Annotated in this window: 14 protein-coding genes and 2 pseudogenes; 7 read left to right on the forward strand and 9 right to left on the reverse strand. The window is 52.7% G+C overall.

Features of this window, described 5'->3' with window-relative positions; genetic code table 11:
- Nucleotides 1–198: 198 nt before the first annotated feature.
- Complete coding sequence (locus GA0061070_RS04865) at nucleotides 199–879, reverse strand: nitroreductase (RefSeq protein WP_090134150.1); 681 nt, start codon at nucleotides 877–879, stop codon at nucleotides 199–201.
- 96 nt (nucleotides 880–975) lie between these two features.
- Between GA0061070_RS04865 and GA0061070_RS04870 the strand changes: the two genes are divergently transcribed.
- Entirely contained in the window at nucleotides 976–1,938 is a 963-nt protein-coding gene (locus GA0061070_RS04870; RefSeq protein ID WP_090134151.1) for a LysR family transcriptional regulator, read from the forward strand.
- 70 nt (nucleotides 1,939–2,008) lie between these two features.
- Nucleotides 2,009–2,263, forward strand: a complete 255-nt coding sequence (locus GA0061070_RS04875) for a hypothetical protein (protein ID WP_090134153.1) — start codon at nucleotides 2,009–2,011, stop codon at nucleotides 2,261–2,263.
- A gap of 30 nt (nucleotides 2,264–2,293) precedes the next feature.
- Here GA0061070_RS04875 and GA0061070_RS04880 read toward each other — a convergent pair whose 3' ends face one another.
- Together GA0061070_RS04880 and GA0061070_RS04885 are read right to left on the reverse strand one after the other, a co-directional pair.
- Complete coding sequence (locus GA0061070_RS04880) at nucleotides 2,294–4,252, reverse strand: peptidase U32 family protein (protein ID WP_090134285.1); 1,959 nt, start codon at nucleotides 4,250–4,252, stop codon at nucleotides 2,294–2,296.
- Nucleotides 4,253–4,480: 228 nt separating this feature from the next.
- On the reverse strand, nucleotides 4,481–5,074 hold the full coding sequence (locus GA0061070_RS04885; RefSeq protein WP_090134155.1) for a helix-turn-helix domain-containing protein: 594 nt from the start codon (nucleotides 5,072–5,074) through the stop codon (nucleotides 4,481–4,483).
- Nucleotides 5,075–5,150: 76 nt separating this feature from the next.
- Here GA0061070_RS04885 and GA0061070_RS04890 point away from each other — a divergent pair, with 76 nt between their 5' ends.
- Nucleotides 5,151–6,335 (forward strand): benzoate/H(+) symporter BenE family transporter, encoded by a 1,185-nt coding sequence (locus GA0061070_RS04890; RefSeq protein WP_090134157.1) that lies wholly within the window; start codon nucleotides 5,151–5,153, stop codon nucleotides 6,333–6,335.
- Here the strand turns inward: GA0061070_RS04890 and GA0061070_RS04895 are convergent.
- Nucleotides 6,312–7,187, reverse strand: coding sequence for a helix-turn-helix domain-containing protein (locus GA0061070_RS04895; RefSeq protein WP_090134159.1), 876 nt, complete (start codon nucleotides 7,185–7,187; stop codon nucleotides 6,312–6,314). The two genes, GA0061070_RS04890 and GA0061070_RS04895, sit on opposite strands and share 24 nt — an antisense overlap.
- 173 nt (nucleotides 7,188–7,360) lie before the next feature.
- On the opposite strand from GA0061070_RS04895, the gene GA0061070_RS04900 reads away from it, so the two are divergent.
- Nucleotides 7,361–8,275: a DMT family transporter gene (locus tag GA0061070_RS04900; RefSeq protein WP_090134161.1), complete on the forward strand. Its 915-nt coding sequence runs from the start codon at nucleotides 7,361–7,363 to the stop codon at nucleotides 8,273–8,275.
- Here GA0061070_RS04900 and GA0061070_RS04905 read toward each other — a convergent pair.
- From GA0061070_RS04905 to GA0061070_RS04915, 3 genes and pseudogenes are all read right to left on the reverse strand, one after another.
- On the reverse strand, nucleotides 8,262–8,930 hold the full coding sequence (locus tag GA0061070_RS04905) for a DUF3313 domain-containing protein (RefSeq protein WP_090134163.1): 669 nt from the start codon (nucleotides 8,928–8,930) through the stop codon (nucleotides 8,262–8,264). The two genes, GA0061070_RS04900 and GA0061070_RS04905, sit on opposite strands and share 14 nt — an antisense overlap.
- A 759-nt stretch (nucleotides 8,931–9,689) precedes the next feature.
- Nucleotides 9,690–9,887: pseudogene (locus tag GA0061070_RS04910) on the reverse strand (IS3 family transposase); the annotation flags it as partial.
- Nucleotides 9,888–10,214: 327 nt separating this feature from the next.
- Complete coding sequence (locus GA0061070_RS04915) at nucleotides 10,215–11,810, reverse strand: ABC transporter substrate-binding protein (protein ID WP_090134165.1); 1,596 nt, start codon at nucleotides 11,808–11,810, stop codon at nucleotides 10,215–10,217.
- Nucleotides 11,811–11,916: 106 nt separating this feature from the next.
- Between GA0061070_RS04915 and pepT the strand changes: the two genes are divergently transcribed.
- Entirely contained in the window at nucleotides 11,917–13,146 is a 1,230-nt protein-coding gene (gene pepT, locus GA0061070_RS04920) for a peptidase T (protein ID WP_090134167.1), read from the forward strand.
- Between the two features lie 125 nt (nucleotides 13,147–13,271).
- Here pepT and tehB read toward each other — a convergent pair whose 3' ends face one another.
- Nucleotides 13,272–13,868 (reverse strand): tellurite resistance methyltransferase TehB, encoded by a 597-nt coding sequence (tehB, locus tag GA0061070_RS04925; RefSeq protein WP_090134169.1) that lies wholly within the window; start codon nucleotides 13,866–13,868, stop codon nucleotides 13,272–13,274.
- 114 nt (nucleotides 13,869–13,982) lie between these two features.
- Between tehB and ydcK the strand changes: the two genes are divergently transcribed.
- Both ydcK and GA0061070_RS25450 read left to right on the forward strand, forming a co-directional pair.
- Nucleotides 13,983–14,963: a YdcK family protein gene (gene ydcK / locus GA0061070_RS04930; RefSeq protein WP_090134172.1), complete on the forward strand. Its 981-nt coding sequence runs from the start codon at nucleotides 13,983–13,985 to the stop codon at nucleotides 14,961–14,963.
- 122 nt (nucleotides 14,964–15,085) lie between these two features.
- A pseudogene (locus GA0061070_RS25450) lies at nucleotides 15,086–15,202 on the forward strand (cytochrome b); the annotation flags it as partial.
- A 42-nt stretch (nucleotides 15,203–15,244) separates the two neighbouring features.
- Here the strand turns inward: GA0061070_RS25450 and rimL are convergent.
- The gene (gene rimL, locus GA0061070_RS04940) at nucleotides 15,245–15,811 is read right to left on the reverse strand and encodes a 50S ribosomal protein L7/L12-serine acetyltransferase (RefSeq protein WP_090134174.1); all 567 of its coding nucleotides are present in this window, start codon (nucleotides 15,809–15,811) and stop codon (nucleotides 15,245–15,247) included.
- Between the last annotated feature and the right edge of the window lie 36 nt (nucleotides 15,812–15,847).

Here is a 15,847-nt window from a genome sequence, read left to right on the forward strand (position 1 = left end):
GTGAGCGGCTGAATACGCCGTCGCACTTTGTCGGCAGTGCAGCGGCGACTTGCGCGTTGATTGCTGGATGGCGGCGTTGCCTTATCCGGCCTACAAATAAGTTGGGCTATAGCCATTATTGAAACAAATGGCAGCGCTGATCTATCTGGCCTGGAGCTTGAACCGTGCCAGCGTTCGGCCTGCCCCGGCCAGCATATCTTACCCGTGCATCACCACACTGTTTTCCACCGGTACGCGCGGCATGCGGGTATTGGCGGCAGCGGCGCTTGTATCGGCATAGCCAAACGAGATACCAAACAGCAGCCGGTATTCGTCGGAAACACCCAACTCGTTGCGGATCATATCGGCGTGAAAACCAAGCATAGTTTGCGGAATACCGGCAAAACCGCGCGCAGTCAGAGAGAGCAGAAAACTTTGCGCATACATGCCAATGTCCGATGCGACGCGGATGTTATCGCCAAAGGACGGCATAAACAGAAACGCAGCGTGCGGCGCATTGAAGAACTGGTAGTTACGCAGGTAGGCCTCTTTGCGGCGCACCTTGTCGTCACGGTCAATGCCAATGGCCTCGTAGTAAAGCCTTGCCTGTTCGTACGCACGTTCAATATAGTCACCGTGGAAATCTTCATAAGAAAAAGTGAAATCCGGTGTCTGTCGCCCTTCCAGGTCGTTAACTGTCATCATTTTTGCCAGCCGAGCTTTGGTCTCGCCGGAAACCACATGCACATGCCACGGCTGCGTGTTGCAGTTCGACGGTGAGTATTGCGCATCCTGCAAAACCGCTCGGATCTGCTCATCGCTGAGCGGTGTAGGTAAAAACGCACGGACGGAAGAACGCGAACGGACGGTTTCATCGAATGCTAAAACAGGGTTATTCATCATACTCTCCGGTGATTATTGTTCGCGTAGCTTAGCGATGAATCCTGTGCGTAAAAACACTACAATGCGCTATGGACCATTGCGGATCACGCAAAGATGAAATCACTCAACCAGATTAGCGCCCGTTCGATGCACCTGTTTCTCGCCATTGTGCGCGAAGGGAACTTGTCAGAAGTGGCGCGTAACGAAGGGCTTGCCGCCTCGTCGCTTTCCCGCGTTGTTCAGCAACTGGAACAGGCGCTGGAAACGCAACTGCTGTATCGCAACACCCGCGCGGTGACCACCACCGATGCCGGTCATATCTATGCCGAAGCCTTTCGCGTCATGCTCCAGCAGCTTGCCGATGCGCAAACGCAGGTGGGCGAACGACGCAACGAACCCGGCGGTCGCATTCGCATTAACGCCCCAACCTCCTTCGGTTTACGGCATATCGGGCCGCGCATCAGCGAACTGAGTGCGCGTTACCCGGCGCTGTACATCGAGCTGAACCTGAATGATGACTATATCGATCCGTTCGCCGACGGCACGGATCTGCTGCTGCGCATCGCCTCGCTGAAAGATTCAGAACTGCATGGCCGTTTGATCGCCAGCCAGCGCTGTCACCTGGTGGCAACGCCCTCCTACCTTCGCCGTCACGGGCGGCCGGAATCACCGGAAGCACTACAGCATCATCAGTTACTGGCTTATCGCGGAAAAACGGGATTGCAACGTTGGCGCTTTCACAAGGGCGAACAGCAATATCAGTTTTTCCCGCAGGCAAAAATTGTTTCTGACAATGGCGAATTGTTACTCCAGGCGGCAATAAATGACGCAGGGATACTGCTTTACCCGGACTGGCAGGTAGGCGAGATGCTGAACCGTGGTGAACTGGTAGATTTGCTGCCAGAATTTTCGCCAACTTATTCCGCCGAAGCGCAATCGATTTATTTGCTCTACCCTGGCGGGAAATACCCGTCGCTCAACACCCGCGTGCTAATCGATTTCTTACTGGCGAGTTTCGGTTCACCGCCCTACTGGCGCTATCTGCCGCCATCTTCCAGGTATATTAAAGAAGGTTAACGGCTCCATAAAATCTTCACTTTTTGGGCGTGAAATCAGCGCCACGCAATAGCGCGTGTAAGGACGTAATATGAAAAAGATTGCACTAATGTCTGCCATTCTGGCCGTGAGCTTCTCTTCAATGGTATTCGCTGACAACCGTGCTCCAGTACCGCAGGATCAATACCCGACCGGAGAACACCATAAAGGTGATAAGAAGCCGTCGCGTGAAGTGCCGCCGCCAAAACACAAGGGTGATAAAGCGCCGCGTCATGATGAAAAACATGACGACAAGCACCAAAGCGATCACGCCAAGAAACCGCCACTGCCGGAAAATAACCGCTAAAAGAAACGGGTGGCTTAGCCACCCGTCTTGCTATCTGTTTTTCGGTAACGTCTTCAGCAAATCATCCGGGCTGATGGATGCCACCACACTGCCGGAGAGCGGCATCTTCAGGATGTGGTTTTTAATTTTCCCGATGACGTGCATTTCGCACGGACGGCAGTCAAATTTTAGCGTCAGCACTTCATCACCGTGCACCAGTTGCATCGGCGTGGCGCGCCAGCTTTTGATATTGCCTTTCGCCTGTTTCGGGCACAGGTTGAAGGCAAAACGCAGGCAGTGCTTGGTGATCATTACCGGTACGTCCCCCTTCTCTTCATGCGCTTCAAAAGCAGCATCGATCAGCTGTACACCATAGCGATGATAAAATTCACGCGCTTTATGGTTATAAACGTTAGCCAGGAATGAAAGATGCGTTTCCGGGTAGACCGGAGGCGGTGTGGCTACCGCTTTACGGCTACCACGCTGGTAGCTGGCCAGACGCGCCTCTTCCAGCATCTCCACCGCTTCACGGCGTAACTGGTTTAGCTGGCTGTTAGGCACAAACAGCGCGCCTGGCAGATTTACCTGAACCTCTCTGGCGTAGTAGCGGGTTTGCCCCAGCTTCATTAGGCCATCTTTCAGGTTATCCAGCGCTTTTTGCGCATTATTGGCTTCATCGAATTGCTCTTCCAGCGTATGTGTCACCGAGACACCATCTTCGCTGGTCAGCGTTAACACCAGTTGTTCCTGCCAGCCGCCCAGCTCAATATCCACCGCGATCCGCCGCTCGCTGGAAGTTTTCAGCAACGCCTGCTGCCAGTTATGATCGAGGTTGCGGTTCAGTGGGTGATGCGGACGCAGGGTTTTCAGCACCTCCGGCATTTCATTCGGGAAAACGCGATAACGGTTTTCAGCAGTTTTCTCCGCCACGTTGACACGAAAACCGACCACTTCACGTTTCACCAGTACGTTCAAACCATCACCGTTCGCCAGCGGCTCGGTGACGTCGATATCGAGATGATCTTTGCCTACTTTCAGCACTTCACCTACCGGCAGGCCGATAAATTTCGGTGAATCAAAGGCACCGATATCACCTTTGCGGGCATTAACAAAGTAATCGGTGCTGCCGCGATGGAACGTTTTATCCGTCGAGGGAATAAAAAAGTGCTCGGTACGCCCGGCGGAGGCGCGCGCGAGGTCGCCGCGATCTTCAATGATCGCATCAAGCATCTGGCGGTAATGCGAGGTGATGTTCTTCACATAACTCATATCTTTGTAACGCCCTTCAATCTTGAAGGAGCGCACGCCCGCGTCGATCAGCGCCGCCAGGTTGGCGGTCTGGTCATTATCTTTCATCGACAACAGGTGTTTTTCATAGGCCACCACGCGTCCCTGATCATCTTTCAGGGTGTACGGCAGACGACAGGCCTGCGAGCAGTCGCCACGGTTGGCGCTGCGCCCGGTTTGCGCATGGGAAATATTGCACTGCCCGGAATACGCGACACATAACGCACCGTGAATAAAGAACTCAATGGTGGCATCCGTCGCGTTGTGAATAGCGCGGATCTGCTCAAGGTTGAGTTCGCGCGCCAGAACGATCTGGCTGAAACCCACATCGGAAAGGAATTTGGCTTTTTCCACACTGCGGATATCGCACTGGGTGCTGGCGTGCAACTCAATCGGCGGAATATCCAGCTCCAGAATACCCATGTCCTGCACAATCAGCGCATCAACACCCACCTGGTAGAGATCGCCTATCAGGCGCCGCGCCGGTTCCAGTTCGTCATCATGAAGAATGGTGTTCAGAGTAATAAACACTTTCGCGCCGTAGCGATGGGCGAACGGCACCAGTTCGGCGATATCCTGCAAGCTATTACCGGCATTGTGGCGAGCGCCAAAACCCGGCCCGCCGATGTAGACGGCATCCGCACCGTGCAGGATAGCCTCACGGGCAATGGCGGCATCGCGGGCCGGGCTTAACAGTTCAAGATGATGGGGTTGCAGGCGCATACAATCGTCGTTATCCATTATGTACAAAATGGCGGCTATTGTAGTCACAACCGGGGCGTTTCACCACCTGCCACAAGGGGAATTTGCGCCAGATGGTAATGCAATGTCGAAATTGCTATTTCCGCTGCGTTTTGCTTAACAGTAAGGTAGTGACCCGGACATTCCTCGTCATGTTGTTAACCCGGCATACTTCAGGTTACAGAGGCATTAGCTCTCCTGTACCACGAATTATTTTGGGTTATCTGATTCGTTAATCGTCGTCGTTTTTGCCGCAGGCTTGCCTGCGGCTTTTTCTTTTGGGTAATGGATAAGCGAGTGGAAATGCGTCGTTTGTGCGGTGCTGTTGCGGTAGGCGTGCGCTTCATCCCCGGCAAAACGCAGGCCGCTGCCCGCCACAATGGTTCGCCACTGCCCGCCAGTGCACATATCCAGCACACCGCTAATCACAATCACATGCTCTATAACCCCAGCTTCGTGTGGCGTGGACTCGCTGATAGCACCAGGCGCGAGATTAACAGAGAAGAGATCAAAGTGCAGTTTTTCATCCCACGGAAAAATCGGCGTGATCACCATCGCCTGCTGCTGCGGATCGTAGGCCTGCGGCCTTTCCTCTTCAGGCGGAGCGATAAAGGTGGAAAAAGGGACATTCAGGCCGGTGGCGATTTTCCATAACGTCGACACGGTCGGGCTGGACTCGTTACGTTCTATCTGCCCGAGCATCGCTTTGGAAACGCCCGTCTCCTCTGCCAACCGGGAAAGGCTCCAGCCGCGGCCCTGACGCAGGCTTTTCAGCATGGTTGCCAGATAAACGGTGAGATCCATTATTCCTCCTGCTTACTTGTGCGCTATAACGCACAATGCTAAATTATCTGGATGCTATAACGCACAAGGAGTACCAATGCGCCCTGCAACACTTTCCACAACGTCTTCACTGCCGTTTACCAGCATTCTTGCGGGCTTCGTCGCCGTGCTGGTTGGTTACGCCAGTTCTGCCGCCATTATCTGGCAGGCGGCCTCCGCTGCTGGCGCGAGCCCTGCGCAAATCGCCGGATGGATGACCGCACTTGGCTTCGGCATGGGCATCAGCACGCTGGCGCTGACGCTCTGGTATCGCATGCCGGTGCTCACTGCATGGTCTACCCCCGGCGCGGCGCTGCTGGCGACCAGCCTGCAAGGCGCAACACCCGGTGAAGCGGTCGGTATTTTTGTCTTTGCCAACGCGCTCATCGTGCTGTGCGGCGTCACTGGGTTATTCGCCCGGCTGATGAAAATCATTCCGCACACGCTGGCGGCCGCGATGCTGGCCGGTATTCTGCTGCGTTTTGGTTTACAGATCTTCACTAATATTGAGAACCATTTTGCATTGTGCGGCAGTATGCTACTGGCCTGGCTGGTCTGTAAAGCCCTCGCCCCGCGCTATGCTATTGTTGCAACTTTACTTATTGGTGCGCTGGTCGCCGTTATACATGGTGACGTTGTCACGGAAAGAGTAACATTTTCTGTCGTCTCTCCGGTTTACACCGCGCCGGAATTTCACTGGGCATCGCTTATCAGCATCGGCATTCCCTTTTTTCTGGTGACGATGGCGTCACAAAATGCCCCCGGCTTCGCCACAATGCAGGCGTCCGGTTACCCCATTCCGGTTTCACCGCTGATTATTTTTACCGGCGCGCTGGCGCTGCTGTTGTCGCCGTTTGGTGTCTATTCGATCTGTATCGCAGCAATTACGGCCGCCATTTGCCAAAGCCCGGATGCGCACCCGGACGCCAGCAAACGCTGGGTGGCCGCGGCAGCGGCTGGCCTGTTTTATCTATTGGCGGGAATATTTGGCGGCTCGATCACCGGTTTGCTGGCCGCCCTGCCATTGAGCTGGATCCAGACGCTCGCCGGGCTGGCGCTACTGGGTACTATCAGCGGTAGCCTTCATCAGGCGCTGGTTAAGGAAACGGATCGCGATGCCGCAGTTGTCACCTTCCTGGTGACCGCCAGCGGCGTCACGCTGCTGGGCATTAGTTCGGCATTCTGGGGATTAGTGGCTGGCGGTATCTGCTACGGCACATTAACGCTGGCGCGTCGCGCGTAGCTGTGACGGTGTCAGCCCTTTCGCCGCTTTAAAACGGTTGCTGAAGTGGCTGGCGGAACTAAAACCGCAGGCCAGGGCGATATCGGTCAGAGGAAGTGCGCTGTTGAGCAACAAATCGTTCGCCCGTACCATCCGGCGCTGCATCACAAACTGGTGCGGCGCAACGCCCATCGACTGGCGAAACATGCGAGCAAAGTGATATTCACTGAGCGCAACCTGCGCCGCCAGATCCGACAGTAACAACGCCTGTGCAAGATGCGCTTCGATATAATCCAGCACATTACGCAGCGCCGCCGGGGCCAGACCGCCGTTCACCACGGGCAATTGCCACTGCACATTGCTGTAGTGCTGCACAAGATGCGTCAGCAGCAGTGTCGAAGCAGTACTCAAAGTAAGCTGGTTGGCATTTTGCTGCCAGTCGCAATCCAGCAGAAACTGGCGATAAAGTGCGGTGATGCGCGCATCCTGCGAGAAGGTTTTCTCATCAAGGGTGAACGCGGCCGGGCTGCGATCCCAGACCCGTTCACCGACGTCCCGCAGATGCTCATCGGTACAGTAAAGGTGGACGAAGGTCAAATCATCGCGAATGTCCCACACCGATTCGCTCTCTTTCGGCATCAGACAAAAACGATCCGGCCCGCCGCCGTTTTTCCAGCCATACGCGGTTTTGTGGTAACTCTCATAGCCATCGGCCACGTACAGGCTCAGCGTATGGTGATTGCAGTACTGCGTAATGTTGTCGCGTTTGTTCGACCAGACTGCTAATTGAATGCCAGAGTTAAGCGCCACCGAATTGTGCAATACGGCGTTGTGTTTGCTCAGGTTTTCAAAGGCTTCGTAGTGGTCAGGCATTCGCGGACATCATCATTGTTCAACCAGAATCCCAGTCTATGAATAGCTGAAGCCGGATTCCAGCGTTGTGCAAAGAAAAACGCAAGAATATGCAAGTCCGGCGCAATCTCCTGCAATCGTCCCTGCCCGCGTTTTGCCACACTCAGGATTCGTTTTTCGTATCGGAAATAACTATGAACGCATTGCTGTACGGTCTGGTGGTAATTATTTGGGGAACGACGTGGATTGCTATTTTTCTGCAACAAGGCCCGGTGGCAGCGCCAGTGTCGATTTTCTGGCGTTTTGCGCTGGCAACGGCGGCAATCATGCTGATACTGCTGGTCCGGCGCAAACTGCGTGGTTTACCGCTGCGCGATCACCTGTTTTGTCTGCTGCAAGGCAGTTGTGTCTTCGGCTTTAACTTCTGGTGTTTTTATACCGCCACCACGTGGATTAACACCGGGCTGGAATCGGTGATCTTTTCAATGGCGGTACTGTTTAATGCCGTCAACAGTTACCTGTTCTTCGGGCAAAAACCGCCAGCGCGCTTCTTTGTTGCTGCGGCGCTAGGGCTGACCGGTATTGTGACGCTGTTTTGGCAAGATCTGGTCACCAGCGGCTGGAGCAGCACGCTGCTGCTGGGTATTGGTCTGTCGATGCTGGGGACGCTGGGTTTTTCGTTTGGCAATATGATAAGTCTGCGCCATCAACGTAAAGGGCTGGAAACCCTGACCACCAATAGCTGGGCGATGCTGTATGGTACGCTGATCATGGGAGTCATTGGTCTGCTGCGCGGCGACGATTTTACACCGCAGTGGACGGCAAGTTACCTCGGCGCGCTGGTCTATCTGGCGCTGTTCGGTTCGGTGATCGGCTTTGGCGCATATTTTACGCTGGTTGGCCGAATTGGTCCGAGCAAGGCGGCATACAGCACCTTGCTGTTTCCGCTGGTTGCGCTGAGCATTTCGACCTTTTATGAGGGTTATGTCTGGCATCTGAATGCGATTGCCGGCTTACTGCTGATCCTTACCGGCAATCTGGTGATGTTTGCCCGCCCGGAAAACTGGCCGGGCGGACGCGGATGGCGACGGAAAGCTAACGCTTGCTGATATCAAACATCGTGGCGTCGGTCGCCATATCGTCAATCACCTGTTTCAGGGAAGCGACGGTGACCTGCGCCTTTTCATTGCTCACATCTTTGCCCTCGCCTTTGCGCACCACCTTCAGTACCGGCGCATTGGTTTGGGCGTCAATTAGCTCGCCTTCAAAGTAGAGATTCGTATTCATGGTACGGTGGCCAGTTGCCATCTGCGTACCGGCAACTACCAAGGCAACCGGGATCACTTCATAGAACTGCAATCCCTGTTTGCTGGCGTCAACACCGGTAATCGCACCGCGGAAGATCAGGCTGTGCGGCCCCGGCGAGGTGACCAGCGGTTTGCGCGCTGCGGCGGCGGCTTTTAGTTTGCTGTTGGTGTAACTGAGCACACCATCCAGTACCTGCTGATTTACCTGGCTGGTGGCTTTGGCAGCCGGATAATACGTTACCGGGTGATAAACAATGCTGTCATATTTTGCCAGGTCGAATCCCGGTGCCACCCAGCGCAATACCGGTTTGCCGGTTGCGGAGGTGGTTTCCTGCAAGCCTGAATAATCTTTCAAAAAACCGGAGTATTTTTCCGGCGCGGTCACTTTTGAAGCGCAACCTGATAACGCCAGCAGACCGGTCAATAAGGCAACGCTAACTAACGCATGATTACGCATAAGAAATTCCCTGTGAGTGCACGATTGCAATTAAGTTATAGCAAATGCATTCACAGTACGGCAGGGCAAAAAACTGCGCGAGATCAAAAAATTGCCTACCGAAGATAATCTATTATTCGTGCTGAATTTATTCACTACAATGCCTGTGATTTTCTGTTTGGCGAGGGAATAACGACAAATAAAGAGAAAAGAATGGCCTCAGTATCCCTGACTGTAGCGGTGCATAATCGAAATCCCTCCGACTCGCAATCATCACCAATTTCGGCTCACATTAACTGCAAATGAAAAATGCTCCCGGCTCACATTACGTGGTAAACCTGGCGGAAAACCTGCGGATCGAATCCCGAGCATTTAACATTGAGCCGCTATATTCAAAAAAGTCGCTAATTGCGACAGCGTCCACAGGCTGGCAAAATATATGGCTGTTTAGCTTTCGTTTATGCTAATGATGGTAATAATTATTTTCTTGATTTTAATTATTTAACCTTCAGGAAAAAATATGAAATTATTAAAGTTACTAATACTCAGCGCATCCCTATCTTTTGGCGTATCAACTTTGTCACATGCTGCCACTACTTCATCGAATGCTCAATATAAAGATGGCAATTGTCCTGGAGATGGTATTTATATTCCTGGAGCCGGGTGCATTGACCCTAACAACCCAGGTCTTTTCCCTTGGTGATAGATCATGAAAGGGCCACAGCTGTTATGGACTGACTCAATAAAGTTGGGCAGTTCATGTTGAGCACCTTTCAGGGCTTGGGTTCGGTATCCTACCGGATTCAGGCCTTTCAATTTCAGGTTTATCCGCTCGTTGTTGTAGTAATGGATATAGTCCTCTAGCGCTTTCCTTTTCCTTGGTTCGTTAACATAACTGAACTGGTTCAGATAAAAACATCCCGATTTCAGCGTACCGGAGAAGTTCTTCATCACAATATTATCCAGGCAATTTCCTTTAATTCCCTCCCCAACCAATAGAAAAATCCCTGTTTCTTTTAGGCTTGAGCACCTGGTCACGAGATAACCTAAAATAATGGCCGTTTTTAACACATCGTACAGCGCCATACCCTTCCATTCGATAGTCAAATTTTACACAATTGCCATAATCCGGACACTCACTATAACTATCCCCAACATAACCCACTCTAAGTTTTATAATAAAGGCGTCGGTAAAGCAGAGTTGTTTTGAATGTGTTGACCCCACCCTCGAAAATTCCTAAAAATTTTAAGGCAATTTCTGTGTAATTTACTTATTGCCGCCTGAGTAAGCCAGGCGGCAAAAGGTTATTTTTTCACATCCACCTGCCAGAAAATATGTTTGCCAAATGGATCGATTTCATAGCCCTGCACCTCTTTGCGTACCGGTTCGAAAATCGTTGAGTGGGCAATCATCACAGCAGGCATTTGGTCGTGCATCATTTGCTGCGCCTGTTTGTAAAGCGCCGCGCGTTTCTCGTGATCGGTGGTGGCTTTCGCTTCAGCGATCAGGTTATCAAACGGTTTGTAGCACCATTTCGCCGAGTTAGAGCCGCCATTGGCCGAGGTACAGGTAAACAGCGGACCGAAGAAGTTATCCGGATCGCCGGTAGCCGTCGTCCAGCCCATCAGCGCCGCCTGATGTTCGCCGCCCTTCACGCGTTTCAGGTATTCTCCCCACTCATAGGTGACGATTTTCGCCTGCACGCCCACTTTCGCCCAGTCTGCCTGAATCATCTCCGCCATGCGTTTGGCGTTCGGATTATAGGGACGCTGAACCGGCATCGCCCACAAATCGATGGTGGTACCCGCCGGTAGCCCGGCCTCTTTCAGCAGCGCTTTCGCTTTTTCCGGGTCGTAATCGTAATCTTTCAGCTCGCTGTCGGCACTCCACACCCCCGGTGGCAGCAGATTTTTCGCCGCCGTGCCAGTGCCCTGGAATACCGCCTGAATAATGGCCGGTTTATTAATGGCCATCGCCAGCGCCTGGCGTACTTTAACATTATCCAGCGGCGCTTTTTGCGTGTTGAAGGCGAGGAAACCGGTGTTCAGCCCGGCCTTACTCAACAGGGTGATATCTTTATTCTCTTTCAGACGCGGCAGATCCGCCGGATTGGGGAACGGCATCACCTGACACTCGTTTTTCTCCAGTTTTGCCACACGTACTGAGGCATCCGGGGTGATGCTGAACACCAGGCGGTCGATTTTCGCTTTGCCCTGCCAGTAATTATCAAACGCGGTAAACAGAATGCGCGAATCTTTCTGGTACTGCGCCAGACGGTACGGCCCGGTGCCGATCGGATCCATATCTACCCGTTCCGGCGTGCCAGCTTTCAGCATCGCGTCGGCATATTCAGCGGAAAGTATCGAGGCAAAATACCACCCCAGATCGGCGACAAACGGCGCTTCCGGATGTGCCAGCGTAAAGCGCACGGTATGGTCGTCGAGTTTATCGATAGCGGTGATCAACGAACCGAATTCCAGGCTTTCAAAGTTGGAATAGGTACCGTTTGAGACATTGTGGTACGGGTTATTAGCATCTTTTTGCCGCATAAACGAGAAGATCACATCGTCGGCATTAAAATCGCGTGTCGGCGTGAAGTATTTATTGCTTTGAAACTTCACTCCTTTGCGCAGGTGGAAGGTATAAACCTTACCGTCTTCGCTCACGTCCCAGCTTTCCGCAAGGCTCGGCTGCAACTCGGTGGTGCCAACTTTAAAATCCACCAGCCGATTGTAAATCGGTACGGCGCTGGCATCCACACTGGTGCCGGAGGTGTAAAGTTGCGGGTTGAAGTTCTCTGGCGATCCCTCTGAACAATAGACCAGGGTCTTAGCGGTGACAGAAGAACTGACTACAAGCGAAGCCACTACCAGAGCAAGTGTTGTCGGTTTGCTAATCATAGTTTTTCCTGTTGTTTTCTTTTAAATGCTTGTTGTTTGCCCTTTCATAAATAACATTAAAGTGAATTTGCAATCACCTGATAATTCAAATAAAGAAGGAATCGCTATGTCGTCGTCGCTCACCAGTCAATTAACTCATCGCTTCTTTCGTTACCTCGCTATCACCAGCCAGAGCGATCCCGCGGCGACAACACTGCCGACCACTGTCGGGCAGTTTGATATGGCACGTGAGTTGGCGAATGAGCTGAAAACACTGGGGCTGGATGAGATCGTGATTGATGATCATGCGACAGTGACCGCCGTGAAAAAAGGCAATGTTCCGGGCGCGCCGCGCATCGGTTTTATTACCCATATTGATACCGTTGATGTCGGTTTGTCGCCGCATGTTCATCCGCAGATCCTGCGTTTTCAAGGAGAAGATCTCTGCCTGAATGCTCGCGAAGATATCTGGCTGCGTGTGGCGGAACACCCGGAGATTCTGGCTTATGCCAATGAAGAGATTATTTTCAGCGATGGCACCAGCGTGCTCGGCGCGGATAACAAAGCGGCGGTAACCGTCGTCATGACGCTGCTGGAAAACCTCACCGCCGAACATCGCCACGGCGATATTGTGGTGGCCTTTGTGCCGGATGAAGAAGTTGGGCTGCGTGGGGCGAAAGCGCTGGATTTAACCCGTTTTGACGTTGATTTTGCCTGGACCATCGACTGTTGCGAACTGGGCGAGATCGTCTATGAGAACTTTAACGCCGCCAGCGCGCAGATCCGCTTTACCGGGGTGACCGCACACCCGATGTCAGCAAAAGGCGTACTGGTTAACCCGCTGCTGATGGCAATGGATTACATCAGCCATTTTGACCGACAACAAACGCCGGAACACACCGCTGGCCGCGAAGGTTATGTCTGGTTTAACGGTATCAATGCACTACAGGGACATGCCGATTTGAGCGCCAGTATCCGTGATTTTGACAGTGACAGTTTTGCCCGCCGTAAGCAGCAAATCGCCGATGTTGCCGCCAAAATCGCTGCCCAATATCCCACCGCCAAAGTGGAATACAGCATCAGCGATACCTACAGCAATATCAGTAATGCTATCGGCGACGATCGTCGGGCGATCGATTTGATGTTTGAAGCGATGACATCGCTTGGCATTACGCCGAAACCGACGCCGATGCGTGGTGGTACCGATGGCGCAGCGCTCTCAGCCAAGGGGTTGCTGACGCCGAACTTCTTTACCGGTGCGCATAACTTCCATTCGCGCTTTGAATTTCTGCCACTGAAATCGTTTGAAGCCTCGTATAACGTGGCGTTGCAACTCTGCCTGCTGGCAGCGCGCTAACGCGCCAGCAACCCGGTGATGCTCGCTACTAAGCGGCTGTTAAAACCCTAAAACGGCGAACAGTGAGTGTGACACCGCTAAAAAACCAGCAAGTGCGGGCAGCTGCTGCCCGCAGTAAGACGGGTTCAGGCAGGTTTGCGCGCCAGCATCGTGGCGAAGCGCAGTTTAATGCGGTTACCATTGGCGTCGGTGCGGTGCAGTTCGCCGACCTCTTCGTTGTATTTCAGCATCTCCCAACCTGTGTAGTATTTGCGCAGTTCACTCTCTTTAAAGGCAAACGGGAACCCGACCGTACACGGGAAATCCGCCGTATCCATCGCCGCTACAATCAGGTTATATCCCCCGGCTTTAGTGCAACATTGCATGTTATTGATAAGACCAGGAATGGTTTGCGCTTCGAGGAACATCAGCACCACGGTAGAGAGAATAAAATCGTATTCACCGTCGAATTGCAGGGTGTTTAAATCCGCCGCATCAATATGCAGGTTTTCCAGCCCTTCGGCATCGCGAATCGCTTTCAGGTTGTTAAGACTGTTCGGGTTTTTATCCCAGGCGGTAACCTCAAAACCCTGGCTTGCCAGCCACAGGCTATTGCGGCCATTGCCGCAGCCCAGATCCAGCGCTTTTCCCGGCTGGATGTATTTCAGGGCGTTCAGCACTTCCGAGTGTGTCGCGGTCAGCGCATATTTTTCCGTAAAGTAATTTTCAGGGCGATTTGTCATGGTCAGTCAGTACCTTTAATGTGCATTTAGCATGCATTTTATAAATTTCATCCGCCGATAGCCAGCGGCAGAAAATTTGCTACGTTTAACTCAGGCTGACGGGAGATACGTAGCATGAATAAATATCGTCTCAGTGATGAGTCGCGCACTTTTAGTTATCAGATTGGCGGCGAGAAAAAAACGGTTGCGCTGCGCCAGATTATCGCGCTGCGTGATTTTAATGACGTCAAAGCTGGCGGTTATGGCGGCTGGAACGATGAAGAGAACGTCGTCGATCAACAAGGAAACTGCTGGATTTATGCTGAAAACAGCATGGTTTTTCTCGGCAGCCGCATCATTGGCAACGCGCGGATCACACAGCCCTGCGTTATCTGCCATGACGTGGTGATCAAAGATAACGCCTGGGTGGATGGCTGTGAAATCAGCCACGGCGCCGAATTAAGTGACAACGTCACTGTTCAGCTATCGACGGTGCGCGGTGAGTGCCGTTTACGCGGCGATGCGCGTATTCTGCACGGTTGCAATATCTTTGCCGCTAAAGGGTTAACGCCAGAATGCGAGCAAATCCTGCAAATTTATGACCGGGCCACCGTTACCCACTCGCGCGTGGTGCATCAGGCGCAGATCTATGGCGATGCTATCGTCAATTACGCCTTTATTGAACATCGGGCAGAAATTTTCGATTTTGCCCTGCTTGAAGGGAATGACCTGAACGATGTCTGGGTGTGCGACTGTGCCAAAGTTTACGGTAACGCCAGAGTGATCGCTGGCACCGGGGACGATGACATCCCGACGTTACGTTACAGCTCTCAGGTGGCGGAAAACGCCGTGGTGGAAGGCAATTGTGTGCTCAAACACCATGTGTTGGTTGGCGGCAATGCGCATCTGAGCGGTGGCCCGCTTCAACTCGACGAAAAAGTTGTGGTTCAGGGCAACGCGTGCATTCGTGGAAATGTGCTGGTCGAGCACCAGGTAACGCTAAGCGACGATGCGGTTGTCGAGGCACTGGAGGGCGAAAATATTCTGCTGCGCGGCCCCAAAGTCATTAACAGCGATCAGCGTATTACCCGCACGCCGCTGGCTGGGGCGATATAAATGATTCCCGCTGGAAAGACAATGTTGTGATTAAGTAATCTTCTCGCCTGGCGGAGTATCTGCCAGGCGCTCCCCATGCCGTAGGCGTTACCGTCATCCAACGCGCCCGGGTTCATTGGGTCTTGGTGGCGTTAGCGCTATTTATTACGGTGATGCTGCATCTGGCCGCCGCCTTATTACACGCGTTAATACTACGCGACGGGGTATTTGAAAGTATGTCCGGAGCCCGCAAGCGATAAAGGCTATTTATGTTAGCTGACGGAGGCAAAATGCGCCGCTATTTACACGCAACAATTATCCACAATAATTTTTGCCCAGATATTCTGATCGTCATAGTTGCCGTTGAGAAACTCCGCCTGTTTCAGACAGCCTTCCAGCGTAAAACCGTTACGTTTCGCCACCTGATTACTGGCATGATTCGCCACCCGGCATTTAATAACAAAGCGCCGTACATCGCCCCGGCGGGTATAGAAAGCCATCATCGCTTGCAACGCCTGCGACAAAATCCCCTGCCCCTGAGCTTCTTTATCCAACCAGTAGCCGATATAGGCTGTCTTGTTTAGCGGTTCGATGGAATTAAACGCCAGCACGCCAGTGACAACCTCATCAACGACGATCATAAACATCTTCGCGTAGCCACGCTGGTGCAGCAGCATATTGCTCTGTAGCGTCTTACGCGTATCGTCCACCGTGCGAACATACTGCGGCCAGTCGAGAAACTGCTGCAAATTGTCGCGATTTTTCACGATCAATTGGTGTAATTCATGCACAAATCGATCGTCTGCGGCATGTAGCGTAATACGGTCGTTAACGGGAATGGTGGTATCTGAGCGGTGTTCCGTTGCCATTGCGCCTCCGGAAAACTTTCGCCCCCAAACGGGGGC

The sequence above is a fragment of the Kosakonia oryziphila genome, assembly GCF_900094795.1.
Taxonomy (GTDB): Bacteria; Pseudomonadota; Gammaproteobacteria; order Enterobacterales; family Enterobacteriaceae; genus Kosakonia; species Kosakonia oryziphila.